17 protein-coding genes are annotated in these 19,559 nt (G+C 58.8%); 9 read left to right on the top strand and 8 right to left on the bottom strand.

What is annotated here, in order from left to right; translation table 11 throughout:
• Positions 1-235 precede the first annotated feature (235 nt).
• The 5 genes from H8S59_RS19715 to H8S59_RS19695 all read left to right on the top strand — a co-directional run bounded on the left by H8S59_RS19715 (position 236) and on the right by H8S59_RS19695 (position 4,181).
• Positions 236-988, top strand: a complete 753-nt coding sequence (locus H8S59_RS19715) for an SDR family oxidoreductase (protein WP_187522519.1) — start codon at positions 236-238, stop codon at positions 986-988.
• Positions 989-1,091: 103 nt separating this feature from the next.
• Entirely contained in the window at positions 1,092-1,790 is a 699-nt protein-coding gene (locus H8S59_RS19710; protein ID WP_095099127.1) for an amino acid ABC transporter permease, read from the top strand.
• Between the two features lie 6 nt (positions 1,791-1,796).
• The gene (locus tag H8S59_RS19705) at positions 1,797-2,540 is read left to right on the top strand and encodes an amino acid ABC transporter permease (RefSeq protein WP_187522518.1); all 744 of its coding nucleotides are present in this window, start codon (positions 1,797-1,799) and stop codon (positions 2,538-2,540) included.
• Positions 2,541-2,562: 22 nt separating this feature from the next.
• Positions 2,563-3,291, top strand: a complete 729-nt coding sequence (locus H8S59_RS19700; protein WP_187522522.1) for an amino acid ABC transporter ATP-binding protein — start codon at positions 2,563-2,565, stop codon at positions 3,289-3,291.
• A gap of 56 nt (positions 3,292-3,347) precedes the next feature.
• The gene (locus H8S59_RS19695; protein ID WP_187522517.1) at positions 3,348-4,181 is read left to right on the top strand and encodes an ABC transporter substrate-binding protein; all 834 of its coding nucleotides are present in this window, start codon (positions 3,348-3,350) and stop codon (positions 4,179-4,181) included.
• Between the two features lie 201 nt (positions 4,182-4,382).
• Here the strand turns inward: H8S59_RS19695 and H8S59_RS19690 are convergent, their stop codons facing one another.
• Positions 4,383-6,194 (bottom strand): ABC transporter ATP-binding protein, encoded by a 1,812-nt coding sequence (locus H8S59_RS19690; protein WP_095099114.1) that lies wholly within the window; start codon positions 6,192-6,194, stop codon positions 4,383-4,385.
• 253 nt (positions 6,195-6,447) lie between these two features.
• Here H8S59_RS19690 and H8S59_RS19685 point away from each other — a divergent pair, with 253 nt between their 5' ends.
• Complete coding sequence (locus H8S59_RS19685) at positions 6,448-6,882, top strand: DUF1810 domain-containing protein (protein ID WP_095099111.1); 435 nt, start codon at positions 6,448-6,450, stop codon at positions 6,880-6,882.
• Positions 6,883-6,932: 50 nt separating this feature from the next.
• Positions 6,933-7,163 carry a DUF6555 family protein gene (locus H8S59_RS19680; protein WP_246475477.1) on the top strand — a complete coding sequence of 77 codons (231 nt, stop codon included), beginning with the start codon at positions 6,933-6,935 and terminating at the stop codon, positions 7,161-7,163.
• On the opposite strand, the gene H8S59_RS19675 is transcribed toward H8S59_RS19680, so the two are convergent.
• The 7 genes from H8S59_RS19675 to H8S59_RS19645 form a co-directional block, all read right to left on the bottom strand.
• A complete protein-coding gene (locus tag H8S59_RS19675; protein WP_187522521.1) occupies positions 7,160-8,257 on the bottom strand; it encodes a DUF1615 domain-containing protein in 1,098 nt (365 codons plus the stop codon). The two genes, H8S59_RS19680 and H8S59_RS19675, sit on opposite strands and share 4 nt — an antisense overlap.
• 163 nt (positions 8,258-8,420) lie before the next feature.
• A complete protein-coding gene (gene glsB / locus H8S59_RS19670) occupies positions 8,421-9,329 on the bottom strand; it encodes a glutaminase B (RefSeq protein WP_187522516.1) in 909 nt (302 codons plus the stop codon).
• Positions 9,330-9,691: 362 nt separating this feature from the next.
• Positions 9,692-10,282 carry a nicotinamide riboside transporter PnuC gene (gene pnuC, locus H8S59_RS19665; protein WP_187522515.1) on the bottom strand — a complete coding sequence of 197 codons (591 nt, stop codon included), beginning with the start codon at positions 10,280-10,282 and terminating at the stop codon, positions 9,692-9,694.
• 57 nt (positions 10,283-10,339) lie between these two features.
• Positions 10,340-11,176, bottom strand: coding sequence for a 5'-nucleotidase, lipoprotein e(P4) family (locus tag H8S59_RS19660; RefSeq protein ID WP_187522514.1), 837 nt, complete (start codon positions 11,174-11,176; stop codon positions 10,340-10,342).
• 8 nt (positions 11,177-11,184) lie between these two features.
• Positions 11,185-13,332, bottom strand: coding sequence for a TonB-dependent siderophore receptor (locus tag H8S59_RS19655; RefSeq protein ID WP_425504591.1), 2,148 nt, complete (start codon positions 13,330-13,332; stop codon positions 11,185-11,187).
• Positions 13,333-13,893: 561 nt separating this feature from the next.
• Positions 13,894-14,916, bottom strand: coding sequence for an aldo/keto reductase (locus tag H8S59_RS19650; RefSeq protein ID WP_187522512.1), 1,023 nt, complete (start codon positions 14,914-14,916; stop codon positions 13,894-13,896).
• 110 nt (positions 14,917-15,026) lie between these two features.
• The gene (locus H8S59_RS19645; RefSeq protein WP_187522511.1) at positions 15,027-15,647 is read right to left on the bottom strand and encodes a DapH/DapD/GlmU-related protein; all 621 of its coding nucleotides are present in this window, start codon (positions 15,645-15,647) and stop codon (positions 15,027-15,029) included.
• Positions 15,648-16,022: 375 nt separating this feature from the next.
• Between H8S59_RS19645 and H8S59_RS19640 the strand changes: the two genes are divergently transcribed.
• Both H8S59_RS19640 and H8S59_RS19635 read left to right on the top strand, forming a co-directional pair.
• On the top strand, positions 16,023-18,146 hold the full coding sequence (locus H8S59_RS19640) for a TonB-dependent receptor family protein (protein ID WP_187522510.1): 2,124 nt from the start codon (positions 16,023-16,025) through the stop codon (positions 18,144-18,146).
• A gap of 90 nt (positions 18,147-18,236) precedes the next feature.
• Positions 18,237-19,418, top strand: coding sequence for an MFS transporter (locus H8S59_RS19635; RefSeq protein ID WP_246475475.1), 1,182 nt, complete (start codon positions 18,237-18,239; stop codon positions 19,416-19,418).
• Positions 19,419-19,559 lie beyond the last annotated feature (141 nt).

Genomic DNA, 19,559 nt, shown 5'->3' with positions numbered 1-19,559 from the left:
GGCTAAAGCCGGTCCCACGTCATCAGTGATCCGGTGGGAGCGGTGCTGGTCTGGCCGGCATTCCAATTCAAGCTGTTCGGGTTCACTAAGCGTCATAAGAGACGCTTATAGCCTCACAGCCATTCCGTCTTGGTCGGCAGGGTTGGGGCTGGATAGAGTCGATACATCAGCAAAACAACCGTATTGAACGCTCGCTGGACAGACCGGCGAGCCAATGGATTCAGAGGTACACGCAATGCCATTTTCCGATTACAAAACCGCGCTGGTCACCGGTGCTTCTTCCGGGATCGGTGCCGCCGTGGTTGAGCGCCTGTGTCAGGAAGGCATTGAAGTTCACGCCATTGCCCGCAGCGCCGACAAGCTCGCCGAACTGGCGGCACGCACCGGCTGCATCGCCCACGCCATCGACGTGACCGACCTGCCAGCCCTGACCACGCTCTTCGAACAACACAGCTTCGACATTCTGGTCAACAACGCCGGGGTGGATCGTCCGGGTTCGATTCTCGCAGCAGACGCCGAAGGCATCGACTTCCTGATCAACGTCAACCTGCGCGCTGTGCTGCATCTGGCCCGTCTGGCACTGCCCGGCATGGTCGAGCGCGACAGCGGTCACATCATCAATATCAGCTCCATCGCCGCGGCCTACAACTTCGGCGGCAACTCCACTTATCACGCGACCAAAGCAGCCGTCAGCATGCTTTCGCGCCAACTGCGCATCGATGCATTCGGCAAGCGTGTACGCGTCACCGAAATCTGTCCTGGCCGGGTGGCCACTGACATCTTTGCCCATGTGCATGGCGACTCCGAAGAAACCTACAAACGCTTCGTCGAAGGCTTCGAATTGCCGGTGGCTGCCGACATCGCCAATGCCATCGCCTTCGCGATCGCAGCGCCGGTTGCAGTGAACATCGGCCACATGGAAATCACCCCGACGCTGCAAGTACCCGGCGGCCTGTCCACGGCCCGTCCGCAAGACTATCAAGGTTGAGTTCAGCCCAAGCGACCAGAACGGACTGATCCGTCAATGCGCTCTTTGGCCAGGCCAGTGCCTGGCACTTTTTCTGCCCCTACCAATGCCGATAGGGATTACCATGAATGACTTCGATCTGGCCCCGATCCTGACTGGCGAGTACGCCGAACTGATCGTCAAGGGCATCGAAATGACGTTGCAACTGGCGCTGTTCGCCTGGTGCCTGGCCATGCTGCTCGCCCTGATTCTGGTGACGGTGCGCCTGACCGGCAACAAGTACGCCAATGGTCTGGTGGCGGCTTACGTTTCCTACCACCGCAATGTGCCGACGCTGGTGCAATTGATGCTCTGGTACTTCGGTATTCCCACACTTCTGTCGACCTCCACTCAGGTCTGGCTGGCGGGCTACAACACAGAGTATCTGTTTTCGGTCATCGCGCTGGGTCTGTGTCAGGCCGCCTACTTCAGCGAAGACATTCGCAGCGGGCTGCGCGCCATTCCAGCCGGGCAAACCGAAGCGTCACGAGCGCTGGGCATGGGCTATGTGCGCTCAATGCGTTACGTGATCCTGCCGCAAGGGGTGCGCAACTGCCTGCCATCCCTGATCAATCACACCGTGCTGCTGTTCAAGAACACCAGCCTCGCCATGGCCATTGGCGTGATGGAGTTGACCTACGCCACTCGCGAAGTCGAGAACTACACGTTCCGCACCTTTGAATCCTTTCTGGTCGCCTCGGTGGTGTACCTGGCCTTTTCGCTGTTGCTGATGGGCCTTGGCGCCCTGCTGGCCAAGCGATTCAACAAAGCCCTGGCGAGGTAAGCGAGCATGTTCGATATCTTCACGATCCTTCAGCAGAACTGGACGCTGTTCCTTATTGGCCAATACCCGCACGGGCCGCTGGGCGGTCTGGCGGCGACGCTGATTCTCGCGGTTCTGGCGCTGATCTTCGCTTTCCCGCTCGGCCTGCTGCTGGCGCTGGCGCGAATTTCCCCATGGGGTCCACTTCGCTGGTTCTCCACCGTCTGGGTTTACGTGCTGCGCGGCATCCCGTTGCTGATGGTGATCTTCTGGACCTACTTTCTGGTGCCCTTGCTGATCGGCCACAACATCACCGGCTTCACCACCATGCTGTGCACGCTGGTGATCTACCAGAGCGCTTACTTGTGCGAAATCATTCGCGGCAGCATTCAGGCGTTGCCGAGCGGCCAGTACGAAGCGTCCCGCGCACTGGGCATGGGCTACATGCGCACTACAATCTGGGTGATTCTGCCCCAGGCACTTTATAACGCCCTGCCCAGCCTGCTCAGCCAGTTCATCTCGATCATCAAGGAAACCTCGCTGGGTTACGTGATCAACGTGCAGGAAATCACCTTCGCCGCCAATCAGGTCAACAACCAGTTGCTGACCAAACCGTTCCAGGTGTTTTTCATCCTTGCCGTCATCTACTACCTGCTGTGTTTCGCCCTGACTCATCTGGCCGACTGGCTGGAGCGGCGTATTGCCCGCAAGCGTCTGGGCACCGTAACTGCTGCCGCCGTCGACAGCCCTTTGCTGACTCCCATTAATTGAAGAGGGCTGACCCATGCGTCCAATGATCATGTTTTCCAACGTCAACAAGTGGTACGGCGAGTACCAGGCCCTCACCAACCTCACTGCGCAAGTGAACACCGGTGAAGTAGTGGTGCTGTGCGGCCCGTCGGGTTCAGGCAAATCAACCCTGATCCGTACCGTCAACCGCCTGGAAGACATCCAGGAAGGCCAGATCCTGTTCGATGGCCAGGACGTGAACGGCACCGATGCCAACGTCAATCGCCTGCGCAGCCGGGTGGGATTCGTGTTTCAGAGCTTCAACCTGTTCCCGCATCTGTCCGTACTGGACAACATCATTCTGTCTCCCACCAAGACCCTTGGTCTCAAGGGCTCGACTGCCAAACAGCGGGCCATGCAGCTTCTGGACCGCGTGGGCCTGGCGCACAAGGCTGGCGCTTACCCGGCGCAACTGTCCGGCGGCCAGCAGCAGCGCGTGGCGATTGCCCGCGCCCTGGCCATGGAGCCACCAGTGATGCTGTTCGATGAACCGACCAGCGCTCTGGACCCGGAAATGGTCGGCGAAGTCCTGAGCGTCATGAAAGGCCTGGCCAAAGACGGCATGACCATGATGTGCGTGACCCACGAGATGAACTTCGCCCGCGAAGTCGCTGACACCATCTGGTTCATGGACGCCGGGCAGATCCTTGAAAAAAGCGACCCGGAAAGTTTTTTCAGCCAACCCCAACACCCTCGTGCCCAGCGCTTCATCGCTGACCTGCGGGCGCACTGATTTAAAAACTGCTGCTGGACCTGCTCTAAACTCATCCTGAATTTCTGGAGTTTCCCATGCGTATCAAGCATTTGCTCGCCACTGTAGCCTTGAGTCCCTTGGCAGTCACCCTCGCCCATGCCGATCAACTGAGCGACATCATGGCCAAGCAGTCATTGAGCTGCGGCGTGTACGCCGATGTTCCGCCATTTTCCGCACCGGATCCGAAAACCCGTGAGCTGGTGGGCATGGATGTGGACCTGTGTACTGCGCTGGCAAAGAAGCTCGGCGTCAAGCTGGAGCTCAAGCCCATGTCGGTTGAAGCACGGATCCCGGAAGTGAAAATGGGCCGAGTTGACGTGCTGTTCGCCAACCTGGCGTACACCAAGACCCGCGCTGACCAGATCCAGTTCAGCGACCCGTACTACATTGCCAAGGAAACCCTGGTGGTTCACGCGGTCAATGCCGACAAGGACAAGGCGTTCTTCAAGGGCAAACGCATCAGTTCCACCAAGGGCTCGACTTCCGAGCAATCCATCCGGATTGCTGAAGCCATCCCCGTGACCTTCCAGGACACCGGCTCGGCCTACATGGCGTTGCAGCAGAACAAGGTCTTGGGCCTGGTCACCAACACCATGACCGCCATCAAGCTGGTCAATCAGGCCAAGGCGTCCGGCATTGAACTGGCCATTGCCAAAGAACCCATGGCCCTTGAGCCGATAGGTGCAGGCATGCGCAAGGATGAGCCTGCCTTCCTCGCCAAGGTCAATGAATCACTGAAAGCCATGGATGACGCCGGTGAAATCGACGCCATCTGGGAACGCTGGATCGGCCCGAACACCGAATACAAGATGGTTCGGGAAGACAAAGTGCAGAGCCTGAGCGCACTGAAGTTTGATCCGTTGCCTTGATGGGTTAATGCGCTGCACTAAGTGTGTGGCAGACTCTTTTTCTGCCTGCTGGCTCAGACCTTTGTGGGAGCGGAGCTTGCTCGCGATAAGGCTAGATGCGATTGACCTGTTATCTATGTCGTCCTTATCGCGGGCAAGCACCGCTCCCACAGGTTTTTTGCGCAATTCTGCGAGATGCAATCAACCTGATGAGCCGATCACTTACCGATACCCACGCGCCTGCAAATCAAACAACTCGGCATAGCGGCCGCCCGCTGCCACCAGGCTGGCATGATCACCCCGTTCCAGCACCCTGCCCTGATCCAGCACCACGATATGTTCAGCGTTGCGCACGCTAGAAAAACGGTGGGAAATCAGCAATGTCATGCGCCCTTTGGCGTATTCCCGGAAGTGATCGAACACCGCCGCTTCCGCCCCGGCATCCAGTGCAGCGGTCGGTTCATCCAGGATCAGAATATCGGCGTTACGGCGCATGTAGGCCCGGGACAAAGCGATTTTCTGCCATTGCCCGCCCGACAGCTCCTGCCCTCCGGCGAACCACCTGCCCAACTGGGTGGCGTAGCCTTTGTCCAGACGCTCGATGAACTCCGCCGCCATGCCCTGGCCGGCAGCTTCGCGCCAACGATTTTCTTCAGTAAAAGCGTCGATATCCCCCACCCCCAGGTTTTCGCCAACCACGAACTGGTAGCGAATGTAATCCTGAAAAATCACCCCGATGCGCCGACGCAATGCATCTTCGTTCCAGTCATTGAGGTCGCTGCCGTCGAGCAGGATGCGACCCTGATTGGGCCGATACAGGCGGGTCAGCAATTTGATCAATGTGGTTTTACCGGAGCCGTTCTCGCCGACCAGCGCCACACTGCGGCCCGGAGCCAAATGCAGGTCAATGCTCTCCAGCGTCATGTGACTGGAGCCGGGATAACTGAAGCTCACGTTTTCAAAACGCAGACCATCGCCTGGCAGCACACCCTCGGTGATATGGCCGGTTTCCACCGGTACCGGTTGCCCGAGGTATTCGTAGAGATCGGCCAGATACAAACCGTCCTCGTACAGTCCGCTGATTGCGCTGAGGCTGCTGCTGACGGCGCTTTGTCCCTGCTTGAACAGCACCAGGTACATGGTCATCTGCCCCAGAGTGATCTTCCCGTGCACCGCGTCGATCACGATCCAGGCGTAGGCCAGATAGAACGCGCTAGTGCCCAACAGACCGAGCAGAAAGCCCCAGCCGTCGCGGCGCAGGGTGAGCTTACGGTCTTCGGCGTACAACCGCTGGAAGGTGTCGCGATAACGCTGCATCAGCAAGGGGCCGAAGCCAAACAGCTTGACCTCCTTGATGTAGGTTTCGTGGGACAGCAGGGTCTCGATGTAATTCTGCTGACGGCTTTCAGGGGCACGACGAGTGAACAGCCGGAATGCATCACCGGAGAAATGCGCCTCGGCAAAGAACACGGGCAGTGCGCCGATTACCAGAATCAACAGCGCCCACGGCGAAAAGTGCACCAGCAAAATACCGAAGCTGACCAGAGAAATCAGGTTCTGGATTAATCCGAGAGACTTGGTCACCAACGCCAAAGGCCGGGTCGAGGCCTCGCGACGGACCCGCACCAGCTTGTCGTAAAACTCGGAGTCTTCGAACTGGATCAGCGACAGGGTCTGGGCTTTCTCCAGAATCAGCGTATTAACCTTCTGCCCCAGCTGTACACGCAATAGCGATTGCTGCACGGACAGCGCCCGCTGAGTGCCAGCCAGCAACGCCAGCACGCCTGCCTCCAGCAACACGTAACGCAACACCGGCCACAACGGCGCATCGCCCGCCGCCGCATGCAATTGCATGGCAGCCACTACGGCATCGACGATACGCTGGCCAAGCCAGGCAGCCAGCGCTGGCAACACTCCTGCCATCAACGTGGCGACAATCAAGCCGATCGACAAACCTCGGGACGTGGTCCAGACCAACCCCATGGCACGGCGTGCCTGATCGAGAAAAGCGGTGAAGCGACTGACAACGGGCATGCGTGGGGCTCTGAATGGCTGAAATGAAAATCTGCTGGTGGTGACAGTTGTAGCTCACGAGCACCAGACAACATGCAAACTACTGGATTGAAATGCATTTTCTGTAGGTGCTGCCGAAGGCTGCGAAGCATTTATCCTGACACACCGCGATCGCAGCCTTCGGCAGCTCCTACAGGTCCTGTGTTTGCTTCACGACAAGCTCCTGAGCATGCTAACGACTAGACTCACATCATAAGCCCCGAGGACCCAAGACATGGAAGACACCTACAACCTGCAGCGTTTCGTCGATGCGCAAGACCCGGTATTTGAACAAGTGCTCAAAGAGTTGAGCGCTGGCCGCAAGCAGAGCCACTGGATGTGGTACGTGTTCCCGCAAATCAGCGGCCTGGGCCATAGCGAAATGGCCCGTCGGTATGCCATCACCTGCCTGGACGAAGCCCAGGCCTATCTTGCGCATCCGCTTCTGGGAGCACGTCTGGAGCAATGCGCGAAAATTATCGAACCGCACATACAATGGACGGCGCGGCAGATATTTGGCTCCCCGGATGATCTGAAGCTGCATTCGAGCATGACCCTCTTCGCCAACGCTGCACCTCAACGCAAGGTCTTTCAAGGTGTGCTCGATACGTTCTTCGACGGCAACCACGACGCCAGCACACTGGAGAAAATCAGCAATCGCAACAATTGAACTATCAGAAAGCCACTAGTGTCATAGCGCTATCACCCATGGAGCGCTTTATGGCAGTTAGCCGACACTTCGAGATCCGCTACAGGATCCACGGGCAAGTAAAACTGTTCGTACAAATTGACTCGCAAATGACTGACACCGACGCCTGGTACTATGCCTGCCTGCACGCAGGTATTGGCGTCCTGCACAGCCTGTCTCCGCCCCCCGAAGAAATTATCCTGCTCAGGCAGCACGCGGAACGCTCTGGATTGACCGACGTCAGCTGGCAAGAACAAACCTAGCGCCCTGCTCGCTGCACGCACCGTTCGCGCCGATCATCAACCCTTTCGGCAAACCACGCGGTAGTCAGGTCGCGAGTGATCTTCGGACTTTGCAGCGTGATGCCCGGCAGAATCGCCCGAGGCAGCGGTTTGCCAGCGGCTTGCTCGGCGAGTTCGAACACCCGCTCGTACACTTCAGTCTTCTGGAAATCCAGGGTATCGCCCTGCTTGAGCTGGCTGAAAATCGCCGAGTTGCTCATATCCAGACGTTTGCCCAGCGAGCGAATCGCCAGCTCGGTGGCGCCGGGTGACGTCGAGTCGTAGCGAATCAAGTCACCGTCAAGCGCCAGCTTGATGCCCGTTGCGCGGCTGACAGCACTCTGGAAGGCCGCATTGCGACTGGCGTACCAGCCAGCATTGAAATCGGCGAAGCGGTATAGCGATTGCGGATAATCTGCCGGGTAGCCCAGCAAATGCGCGATACCGAAATACATGCCCCCACGTCGGCTGAATACTTCGCGGCGAATTGTACCGTCTACCGGGTACGGATAACCCTTGGCCTGCTTCTCTGCGAAGGCAATGCTCACCTGCATAGGCCCGCCGGTATGTACCGGGTTCAAGCTGCCAAACAGCGTCTGCCCCAAAGGCACCATGCCAATGAAATCATCAAAGATCGCGCTGAGGTCCTTCTCGGTACGTGCAGCTTCCAGTCGCGCGGCATAGGTTTTACCGTCAGGCGAGCGGATTTTCAGCGCACGGTTAATCAGCATCTGCGGAATGTGCAATCGAGCGGCGCGGCGGTCTATTTCACCCCGAGCAATTCTCGCCATCCCCGGTACGGCCGGATCGACTTGATACGTGGATTCCTGCTCGGTGACTGCCAGTACAGAACACAGGTTTTCCGTGCTGGGCTCCAATTCCTGCGCGGTAAACGCCGTCTGAATGTCAGCGGCCCAGCCTTCCCGGTCCGGCGTTTTGGCAGGCATCAGGCGCACGATCTGCGCGCGGACCTGCCCCGGCGTCAGCTCTGGAGCCTGCTGACTGCGCTGAGTGCCGCAAGCAGCCAGCAACAAGCCGCCGAACGCTATCAGCAAGGGCTTGAGCACAGTAGACATATCGAGCGTAGACCCGAAAACCGGCAGCGATGATCGATTCAAAAGCATGCTTCTCCTGGCATTACTGAAATCGGAATCAGCGGAATGGGTGCTGATTCCAGTTCAATAGACCCGCTTAAAAGCGTGAATGCTCGAAGATTTCCTGAGTGCGACAAATCCGCCTTCAGAACACCGACCATTCAATGCGCGAACTGAGCTTTTCCAATGCCGCCATGCCAGCGAGAGAGTTGCCTGCGGCATTGAGCTCGGGGGACCAGACGCATACCGTGAAGCGTCCCGGCACTACGGCCACGATGCCGCCACCTACCCCGCTCTTGCCCGGCAAACCCACGCGATAAGCGAAATTGCCCGCTTCGTCATAGAGCCCGCTGGTGGCCATGATCGAGTTGAGTTGCTTGGTCTGTCGAGCACTGAGGATTTGCTCACCGCTGTGCACGCAAAAGCCTTGATTGGCGAGGAAGCCAAAGGCGCGGGCCAGATCGACACAGCTCATGCTCAAGGCGCAGTGATGGAAATAGCTGCGCAGGACCGCTTCAACTTCGCCATGGAAGTTATCGAAGGATTTCATCAGGTAGGCCGCCGCTGCGTTGCGAGAGCGGTGCTGGTATTCGGATTCGGCCACTTTCGAGTCGGAGATAATCTCGGGGTTGCCACACAGGCGACGTACGAAGTCACGCATCGACAACGCGGGTGCCGCGAAACGCGACTGGTTGATGTCACAGATCACCAACGCCCCGGCGTTGATGAATGGATTACGCGGCCGACCTCGCTCGAACTCCAGCTGCACCAGGGAATTGAACGGCTGCCCGGAGGGCTCATGGCCCAACCGCTGCCAGATATCCTCACCGGAATGCCCGATGGCCTGCACCAGACTGAAGACCTTGGAGATACTCTGGATAGAGAAACGCGTCTCGGCATCGCCTGCGCAATACAGCTCACCGTCGTTGCCATAAACGGCAATGCCCAATTGATTCGCAGGCACCTCACCCAGCGCCGGAATATAGTTGGCGACTTTTCCCATTCCGATCAAGGGACGTACTTCGTCGAGTATCTCGTTCAGCAACTTCTGCATGGATGCGCTCATTGTTTTCGGGACCGCATGCTAGACGATCAATGAGCGTAGCGCATCACACAGGTTACCCCTGACTCGCAATCAGAGGTACCACGCTACGTCGCGAAAAACACTGGACCTGTAGCACGAGCACCGCGAGGCCGCGATGGCGGTGCATCAGGCAGACCGCCATCGCTGGCCTCGTAACCTCGGTGAGCTCCTACAATTTCAAGTCAGCTCGAATTGCAGATTAGTCCGCGTCCCTTGCACAGCGCTGTCTTGCGTCAAACGGAGGGTCTGTAGGAGCGCACGAGCACCGCGAGGCCGCGATGGCGGTGCATCAGGCAGACCGCCATCGCTGGCCTCGTAACCTCGGTGAGCGCCTACAGGCATTTCAACTCGCCGTGCCGGGACTCCTGACTCAACAAATCACGCCGCCAGGCGCGGTAGCCGTAGAACGCCAATACCACAAACCCTGCGTACAACCCGGCAGTCAGATCCAGGTCACGGTGCAGGTACATGCCAACGTAGACGCAGTCGAGCACGATCCACAACCACCAGCTCGCGACGTACTTGCGTGCAGCCCAGACGCTGGCGACGAGGCTGAAGGCTGTCAGCGATGCATCCAGCCACGGCACGACGGCGTCGGTAAAGTGCGCCATCAGACTCCCGAGAAGCACGGCGGCCAATGCACCAACGATCAGGTTCAACACAGCCGTGTGCAGCGGCAGGCGCGCCACATGCACTTTGCCGTTGTCCAGCCCTCCCTGACTCCAGCACCACCAGCCGTAGCCTTGAAGGAAGGCGAAAATCACCTGCAGCAACATGTCCGAATAGAGCTTTGCGTCGTAGAAGATCCACGCATACAACAACACCGCCACCACACTCACCGGCCAGCACCAACGAATCCGCTGGGTGGTGAGCCATACGCCGATGATGTTGATGAGCACCGCGATTATTTCCAGCGTTGACATGGTTTGCCCCTCGGCCCGCTGGCGAAAAGCGCCAGCGTGGAAACATTAGCGTTGGTGTTATTGCTGGAGATCCAGCGCCTGTTGTTTGAGCTCGCGTTTGCGCGTCATCGGCAGGTCTTCCTGATCGCCATAAGGTGCGCTGTACCATTTGCCATAGGTCGGATTAGGCAGCAGGAACCAGCGCTGTCCCAACCAGGCCAGATACGGCGCGGCTGCCTTGCGCTGTGCAGCCAGGTTATTGCTGTCGGCCTGGATGAAATCGCCAAAAGAATCCCCCACCAGCATCAATACCCGTGCATGGCTGGCGACCCATTGGCGGCGGCAGGTCTTGCCATAACCGTCCTTTTCACAGCCACCGGTGGGCGTTGCCGCCGCCAATACCTGCTGCGCATCGCTCACCGGAAAACCACGCAGGCGCAGGTTCTTCACGGTGGCCGCGACTTGTGAATGCTCACGGTTGGTCAGGTAATACACCTTCACGCCACGCTGAGCAGCGGCCTGCAGGAACCCCACTGCACCCGGCAAATCCTGGGCCTTGGCCTGATCCACCCAGACGTTCCAGCGATCATAGGAGTAAACCTGATCGTTGCGAATATCCCGCGCGTTAAGCGGAATGTTATCCAGCAGGGTTTCGTCGATGTCGACGATCACCGCTGGCGGCAAACCGCTGAGGTTGCGAGGTGCTTGCGGCAAGGCATCCCATGTCGGATCAGCCAGCGCGACGTCGAGTTGCCGCGTGGCACTGTCGAACACCTGTCGGTAGATCAACTCGTGCTCAATGGACGTTTGCGTCCACAGCACCGCATCCAGTTGATCATTGGCCGGAGGACGTTGCTGACAACCGGTGAGTGCAGCGCATAGCGCCAGCGTGCAACTGATAAAGAACTTGCCCATGCTTGACCTCAGAAATTCACAGTGGCTGACACTCGCGCAGTACGCGGCGCGCCGGGGAAGAGATAGCCGTCGCCCGCAGACTCGCCCACATCACGCCAGTAGCGTTTATCGAACAGGTTATCGACGGTCAGGCGCAACACCGTTTCATAGCCCTCGACCCTGGTGCTGTAACGACCGCCCACATCAAACACCGCATAGTCGTCGACCTTCACGCTGCCTTGTCGGTTGGCGTACTTGCTGCCGCTGTACTGCACACCACCCAACAAGGCCAGGCCGTTGAAGCCCGGAATGCTGTAGTCACCGTGCAGCGCAGCGCGCAGCTTGGGTACGTTGATCGCCTGATGATCGTCGTACTCCTCGGTGCCGCTGCCGGAGACGCGTGCGCGAATTGCGGCGACGCTGGCCGATACTTGCAGATTCGAGGTCACGCGGCCATTGGCCGAAAGCTCCAGACCGGTATTTTTCTGCTTGCCCTGCTGAATGTAGGTCAAGGTCCCATCATCGTTGGGACGGTTGTACTGGTAGTCCTGAGTGATCTGAAACAGCGCAGCGGTCAGACTCAAGAGTTGCCAGTCGTGCTTGACCCCCAACTCGATTTGCCGGGATGTGGTCGGCGGCAGAATCTCATCGGCGTTGGTGCTGAACCATGACGCTTCGCCTCCCAGTGACAAGCCTTTGCTGTAACTGATGTACAGCGAAGTGTCCGGACGCGGTTTGTAAATCAGCGCGGCCTGAGGCAGAAACTCCGCCCGCTGGGTATGCCGGGTGGTAGCGCCGGCCTCGTCATAGGTTTTTTCGTCAAGGCGAACCTGCCGCCCGCCCAGCACGGTCTGCCACTGTTCGTTGAAGCTGATCCGGTCAGTTACAAAAAGGCCGTATTGGCGGCTGTCGAGGTGGCGATAAGTGTGGCCTGCCTCACCTGGAAAAGGCTCGAAAGTATCCGGCGTAGTGCCGATCACACCGGTGCCAATGAATTCATTGAGCGAATCACGGCGATCCACCAGACGGCGGAATGCTGTGGTCCCGAACGTCAGGTCATGCTTGAGGATTCCGGTGTCGAACTGCCCGTTGATCGCGGCCTGAGCTTCGTCATTGCGACGGGTGTCGTCAGGGCTGCGGTAGTCCGAGATATCGTACTCACCCTCAGGGCTGAAATAGTTCGCCACATTCACGCCTGCGCAACTGGCCGAGCCATAACATCCCCAGGCGAAGGTGCTGTAGTCGTCGATCACCACACGGCTACGGGAAGCGCTGAAGCTGGCTTTCCAGGAATCGTTGAAGCGGTACTCATACAACCCGTCAAGGTTCAGCGACTCAATGCCCACTGGGTTGGACCAGCTCTGGTAGCCCAGCAGATCACGGGGATTCGGGTTGTGGGGCACCCTGGTGCCGCCCAGCAACTGGTAGCCCGGTACGGAACGCTGTTCGCGACTCTGGTACTCGGCGTTCAACTGCAAGAGACTGTCGGGGCTGATGTTCCAGTCGATTGCCAGTGAAGCGAAATCACGTTTGCCGTCGGCGTGGTCCACGTAAGACCGAATGTCCTCATGTGCCAGATTGGTACGAATACCGAACTGCCGTTCGCTGCCGAACCAGCCGCCCAGATCCGTAGCCAGATAACGCTCGCCCTGCTCGTTGGTGGATACCGTGACGGAGCGTACATTTTCAGGACGCTTGCTCACGTAGTTGACCAGCCCACCGGGCTCGGATACGCCGCTTTGCAGGCCCGACAAGCCCTTGAGCAACTCAATCTGCTGCTTGTTTTCCAGCGCAACGTTCTGCTCGCCGGTGATGGTCCGGCCGTTGATCTTGTAGCTGCTGGCCGAGTTGAGGGCGAAACCGCGCACCACAAAGTTTTCGTAGTAACCCACTGGCGCATAGCTCTCGCCAACGGAAGCGTCGTTGCGCAGCACTTCGCTGAGCAGGCGTGCCTGCTGATCCTTGAGTCGCTGTTCGGTGATCACGGCAATGGACGCAGGCGTGTCCAGTAATGGCGCCGAAGAAAAGCCGCCGACAGCGGCCTCACTGGCCTGATAGCCAGCGTCTTGCTCGCCGTTAACCGTGATCGCGTCAAGCTGCACGCTGTTGCTTACGGCTATCCCGTCATCGGCCCACACGGCACCCGCCAGCCAACCATTGCCCACGCCACAGGCCATCAACACGCCAACTCTCAACAAGTTTGGCGAAAACCTCGGCACGGGTGACTCAGACGCTCGATAAGACATAACCATGAAAGCTCCTTTGTGGGCGCTGTATACCGGCGCTTTATGCCGGACGCAAGGGCGAGGCCTGCAAACAGTCCGTTACAGCTGGATTTTTCAAGGAGAGAAGGCGTCAGGCAGGGGGAATGCGATCGGTAGGAGCTTGGCTTCGCCTGGGTAACATGCAAATACAGTTCCCGTGGGAGCTGCATCGGTGTCTATGGCACCGCGCTGTCTCGCGGCGAACATAGGACCTGTAGGAGCTGCCGAAGGCTGCGAAGCATTCATCCTGACACACCGCGATCGCAGCCTTCGGCAGCTCCTACAGAAAATACATCCCAATTCAGTAGGTTACATGTTGCTTGATGAGAGCCCATTCATTCGCGAAGGGCCGGTACATTCCCAACCTGGGTATTGTCCCGAATGAATTCGGTCCCTCGGGTCCAAAATGAGCCTGAAATCTTGACCAACCTGTATGCGGTGCTTGCCCGCCATACAGGCGCTGGAAAGCCATCGTCAAACCCTCGATTGGCGCCCGAGAAACGGGTGACTCGGGTCGTTATAGCCCGGTGTGGAAGAATGCCCGGTGACCACCAGTTCATTCACGAACGCCTCGTCTTCGGCGGTGAACGCGTAGTTCAACGCGGGCACGTAGTCGTTCCACTGCTCTTCGGTACGCGGGCCTGCAATGGCCGACGTCACCAGCTTGTTGTTGAGCACCCAGGCCAACGCGAACTGACCCGGCGTAATGCCCCGCGCTGCCGCGTGGTCCTTGACCCGCTGGGCCAGATTCAACGACTCGGCACGCCATTCAGTCTGTTGCAGGCGTGGGTCGTTGCGCCCGGCACGGGTTCCCTCGGCAGGCGGTTGGGTCGGATCGTACTTGGCGGTCAATACACCCCGTGCTAGCGGGCTGTACGACACCACGCCAATCCCGTAGTACTCGGCAGCGGGCAAGTGCTCAACTTCAATCTGACGGTTAGCCAGGTTGTACAGCGGTTGAGTAGCGGCAGGACGCTCGATGCCCAGCAGATCGGCAGTACGGCTGAATTCTGCGAGTTTCCAGCCACGGTGGTTGGACAAACCATAGGAGCGGATCTTGCCCGCACGGATCAGATCCGACAGCGCCCGCAGGGTTTCTTCCACCGGCACGCTGTCATCTTCGCGATGCAGATAAAGCAGGTCGATGTAATCGGTGTTCAAACGCTTGAGGCTGGACTCCACCGACTGAAGGATGCTGGCCCGTGACGCACCACGATCATTCGGCGCACGGCCACCGGGATTGGGGTTACCGAACTTGGTGGCCAAGACCCAGTGCGAACGACGCTCGGCGATCAATCGGCCCACCACTTCTTCGGATACGCCGCCGTTGTAGTTATTGGCGGTGTCGATGAAATTGATGCCCTGTTCAAATGCCTTGTCGACAATGCGCTTTGCGACCGCATCATCGGTCTGCTCCCCGAACATCATGGTGCCCAGGGTCAGTGGCGAGACCTTGACGCCTTGACGGCCAAGGTTACGGTATTCGATAGCGCTCATGGGTGCTCCAGAAATGGGTTGATGACACTTCGGCGTTGAGTTGGCTCGCCCTGCAAGATACTCCTGAACAAGTGCATGGGGCGAGCGGCACCCGATCCCTGCCGACGCATTCAGGATGAGCCGGGGTATTGATCAATAAGACCCAGCCTTGGCACAACACTACCCTGCTCTAGCAAGGCACCCGGCGCCACCACCGCATTGGCACCGATCCTCGTACCGTCACCCACCAAAGCGCCAAATTTCGCAACGCCGGTTTCGATGATCGTATCGCCGTGCAGAATCCGGATATTCGCCCCGGCAAATTCATTGCGATAGTTCGCGATAACCGCGCCGGCCTCGATGTTCACGTCCTGGCCCAATAATGAGTCGCCCACGAAATTGAAGTGGGCAAGTTTGCTGCGGTCAAGCATGAAGCTGCTTTTCAATTCGCAGCTGGGACCGACAATACAATCGCTGCCAAGAAACACGCCGCCGCGTAAATAGGCACCTGCGGCGATAAAACAGTTTGGCCCGATGACGATCGCCCCTTTGAGTACTGCGCCGTCTTCGACCTGCGCCGTTTTATGGATAGCGATATTGCCCTGGCGCTCGTATTCGGGTCCAAGCGTCAGCAGGATCCTGCGAACAAAATGCTCGCACTGCTCTGTGACAGCCCAAGGGGAAGCGACCTCCGCGCCGAGGTCTAGCGCTTGCCAGCGCGTGATGAATTCTGAAATTGATATCCCTTGCATCCAGACTCCCCTTGAAAAGTGCACATGAACCGCTGCTTGTTATGAGCGGAAGGTCTGGGATGGTTACACATATTCGAAAATCAGGCAGGCGGCGTTCATGCCAACAAAGATGCTTTGAATGTACCGAGCCCTCTTCGAATGAATTCGCCCCTATCAAATAAAATGCCCGCCCTGATTTGGAATGCTGTTCTGTAGTTCACGAGCACCGCTAGGCAGCAATGGCGGTATGTCTGACACACCGCTATCGCGGCCTCGCGGTGCTCGTGCGCTCCTACAGGTCTATGTTCATACAAAAAACAAAATTGCCGTGTGCTTCTTTCGTTCTTTCATACGTCGCAAACTTCATTGCCTGTTTTCTATGTCTGGAGCCTTTTAATGCTTTCGCCGAAATCCCTGCCCACTGCGCTGTTGGGCCTGGCCCTTGTCTGTCCGGCGCTGGCCGAGGCTCAGGAAGTGGAACTGGGCCAGGTGCTGATCCGTGATCAGGAGCGAGGCGGCGAGGACCAGTCAGTCGAAGACGCGAAGGAACAACTTGCCAAGGTGCCCGGCGGCAGCAACGTCATCGACCTGCGTCAACCACTACAGGGCCGCGTGGCCAGCAATCAGGATGTACTGGCCTATCAGCCTGGGGTCTATGCCCAGTCTGCGGGCAACGAAGGAGTAAAAATCTCCATACGCGGCTCGGGTATCAACCGCGCACCGGGTGCCCACGCCTCCGGCCTGTACACAATGCTCGATGGCCTGCCGCTCACCGGCCCTGGCGGTACGCCCTACGAGTTACTCGAGCCGCTGTGGCTCGACCACGTGGAAGTGCTACGCGGCGCGAACGGTTTTGACCGGGGCGCCCTGGCGCTGGGCGGTGCCATCAACTACGTCAGCCACACTGGCTACGACGCTCCACTGCTGCAAGTACGCTACGTAACCGGCAGCCACGGCTACCAACAGCGGCAGATCAGCTCCGGGCAAGTACTGGGCGACTTCGACTATTACGTGGCGATGACCGATGCGCGCTCCGATGGCTATCAAGACCACACGTCCAGCGAAAGCCAGGGTGTCATCGCCAACTTCGGGTATCGCTTCAATCCGAATCTGGAAACCCGGTTCTATTTCCGCCATCGCGAGACCGATAACGAACTTGCCGGGCGGGCCACCAAGAACTCCATCGAGCACGACCCACGCGACGCAAATCCCACTTACGAATCGCGGGACTACAATCGCGACCAGCCGGGCAGCACGTTTATCGGCAACAAGACCACCTGGTACATTGACGACGATTCAAGCATCGAGACGGGCCTCGTCTACCACGACTACCCCATGGACCTGCGCGAGGGGCCGAACCGTCTGCGGGTGGCGTACACCGACGTCAGCGGCACCTTCGACTACAAACGCCGTGACACGCTGTGGGGCCTGGAAAGCAACAGCACGCTGGGTCTGCGCGTGACCAAGCACTTGCCCAACGCTGGCGCCAGCGAGTTCGTGCGCATTCCGACCGGCAACACCGCCGGGTATGCGCCGGGCACCCGCATTCGTAACTTCACCTACCAAGGTTCGGACACTGTTCTGCACGTCGGCAATGATCTGGAGATCGCAGACGACCTGTGGCTGACCACGGGCCTCGCAGCGATCTACACCCGCCGTGAGAGTGCCGTGACCTACCCTGATGGCGGTGGCAAAACCAGCATGGGCGACTGGGACTACGCGCCAAGACTGGGCATGCGCTATCAGTTGACGCCTGACATGCAGGTGTTCGCCAATCTCAGCCGTTCGGTGGAAGGCCCGCATCCGTGGTCGCTGATCTACAGCGCTGACCAGCGATTCCCGGCGGGCAGCGGAGTTGCCACCGGTGCCCAGCGTGATCCGGTCAAGCTACACAATCAGACCGCTACCACCTTGGAAATTGGCGGCCGCGGCGACAGCACACTCGGCGAATGGAGCCTGGCGTGGTATTACGCGCAAGTCCGTCACGAACTGCTTTCGGTGCTGCCGGATGCCAACGCCACCACGCCTTACGAGCTCAACGCCAGCCCTACCATTCACCAGGGCGTGGAAGCCAGCCTGCAGAGCAAACTGTGGTCCCACGAAGGAGGCGAACTGAGCTTGCGTCAGGCTTATACCTTCAGTGATTTCCACTACCGCGACGATGATCGCTTCGGCGATAACCGTCTGCCGGGCCTGCCAATGCATTACTACCAGGGCGAACTGCGTTACGACTGGCCAACAGGCTTCTTTGCCGCCTTCAACACCCAACTGGTGTCAAAAGCCGCCGTGGACTACGCCAACAGCTACTACGCTGATCCTTACGCGCTGTTCGGGGCGACAGTAGGTTACAACGCCCGGAAGAACGACTGGCAGACCTGGGTCGACATGCGCAACCTGACCAACAAACATTACGCCGCCACTGTCACACCGGGCTATGACGACCGAGGACTGGACGCGGCACGTTCCACGCCAGGCGAAGGTCTTGGAGTTTATGTAGGAGTGTCGTGGAGTTTGCGCTGAGGGCCTGAACGGCTGTCATTGAGCGGTTTGAAACTGCTAGGATTCGGCCCTGCTGTTGGCGTACTCACCGCTTGACGCTAAGGACTTCGATTGAATACCGCTGCACTGCCCCGCCGCCCCGGTAAGGGAAAAATAGCCCTGCTAGGGCTGCTGCAAATATTGTCCTGGGGCGGATCGTTCTATCTGCTCGGCGTGCTGGCCGATCCTATCGCTGCCGACACGGGCTGGCCTCATCAATGGGTTCTGGGCGGCGCATCCATCGGTTTGCTGGTGGCCAGCCTGTTATCGCCCTTGTGCGGACGATTGATTGCCCGCATCGGCGGGCGCAGAGTGCTGGCCGCCCATGGTCTGATCCTCGCAGCGGGCCTGTGGATGATGGCGCTGGCACCCTCATTACCCGTCTTTCTGCTGGCCTGGGTCATCATCGGCGTCGCCATGGCCAGCGGACTTTACGATGCGCTGTTCACGTCACTGGGCTCCACCTATGGGCTGGAAGCACGGCCGATCATTGTCGGCATCACGTTGATTTCAGGGTTTTGCACCACCGTCATCTGGCCGTTGCTGGCGGTGATGGATCACCTCATGGGCTGGCGCATGACCTGCGGCGTGTTCGGCACCGTAGTTTTGTTTGTGCTCTATCCGCTATACCGTTATGCGCTGGACGCCCATGTGCCGGTTGCAGCATCCGGACATGCCAGCCAAGGCAGCGGCACGCCGCTCGCCTCCTCTATTTACTGGTCCATGACGGCGCTCTTCGCCATTGCCGCAGCGTTGATGACCTGTCTCTCCATTGTGATCCTGACCATCCTGCAAGCCCGCGGGCACAGCCTCGCATCAGCCATTGCACTGGCAGCGATGATCGGCCCGGCTCAGGTGCTATGCCGGATCATCGACCTGATGTTCAAACGCAAAGCACCGATGTTCACAGCGCTGTTGTCCAGCGGTTTTACGGCTTTGGGATTGCTGCTGGTGGACTTCGCACCGAGCCTCGTGGCGTGGGGTCTGGTGTGTTACGGCGCAGGCAACGGCTTGCGCGCCATTGTGAAAAGCACCTTGCCGTTGGTGGTGGTGCATCAAAGCGATTACGCGGTGGTGTCCGGTAAAATGGCACGCCCGGCATTACTGGCCCAGGCCGTAGCGCCCATCGCCTGCGGTTATGTGATCTCGCAGCTGGGCAGCGAAGCGATGATCCATGTGCTGACCGCCATGGCATTGATTGCCTTCGGGTTGTGCCTGTGGCTTGCGAGGTTGGTGGCGCGGCGGACGGCGTGAAAGACGCCTGAGTACGAATTGGAAGGCTATCCCCTGTGTGGGAGATTCTATGCTGGCCTGCAAGCGTTGATCACGGTGGGAGCGAATTCGTTCGCGAAGAGGCCATTGGATTCGGCGCCTTTGCGCAGCCTGAAATACCGC

It is taken from the genome of Pseudomonas folii (genome assembly GCF_014357575.1).
Classification (GTDB): Bacteria; Pseudomonadota; Gammaproteobacteria; order Pseudomonadales; family Pseudomonadaceae; genus Aquipseudomonas; species Aquipseudomonas folii.
The sequence above is the reverse complement of the archived record's forward strand: the minus strand, read 5'-3'. Positions and strand labels throughout refer to the sequence as shown.